General features: G+C 74.5%; 1 protein-coding gene. It reads right to left on the bottom strand.

Annotated features, from left to right (window positions below):
* Window positions 1-562, bottom strand: a 562-nt coding sequence (locus JHN63_RS51705; protein WP_200692032.1) for a thioesterase II family protein, incomplete at its 3' end; no start/stop codon positions are given.
* Window positions 563-714: the final 152 nt, after the last annotated feature.

Genomic DNA, 714 nt, shown 5'->3' with positions numbered 1-714 from the left:
GGAGGTAGGAGCGGAACATGCGGCCGTCTTCGCGGATGTAGGGCAGGACCAGGGATCGGAACTCGGGGTCGGCCGCCAGGTCCGGGTCGGTGCCGCCGAGGGTCAGCAGGTGTGCCATGACGGTGTCGTCGTTCTCGTCCTGGTCGGTGGCGAGGTCCTCGGGGTGGGGGTGGGGGGCGTTCCGGGAGCCGGACGCGACCAGGTGGGCGGGGCGGATGCCGCGGCGCTCCAGTGCGCGGGCCGTCTCCAGGGCCACGGCCGCGCCCATGCTGTGTCCGAACAGCAGCAGGGGGCGGTCGGCCAGTGGTTCCACGGCGCTCGCGATGGCGTGGGCCAGGACGCGCAGGTCCTTGGCCGGGGGGTCGTCGATGCGCTCGGCACGGCCGGGGTAGCGCACGGTGTGCACCTCGGTGCCGGGTAGCCGGGTTCCCCAGTCCCGGAAGAACGCGGCGGATCCTCCTGCGTGCGGGAAGCAGATCAGGCGCTGGTCCGGGTCGGGCAGTGGGGTCGGGCAGTGCAGGTGACGGGCCCGGGGGGCGAGGGTGGTGGGAGCGGGGGGCATGTCGGTTGCTCCTGGTCGGTGTGGGGCTCCTGCGGTGGGTGGGTGTGGGTTCGCACGCGGTTGGTGGGTGGGGTCGGGGTCGTGGCGGTGCGGCGGAGCCCCCCCCCCGGGTCGCCCCCCGCGTTGGTGACAGCGGGACGGGGAGGGAAGCG

Source organism: Streptomyces sp. MBT65 (assembly GCF_016612545.1).
In the GTDB taxonomy this organism is placed as follows: domain Bacteria; phylum Actinomycetota; class Actinomycetes; order Streptomycetales; family Streptomycetaceae; genus Streptomyces.
The sequence above is the reverse complement of the archived record's forward strand: the minus strand, read 5'-3'. Positions and strand labels throughout refer to the sequence as shown.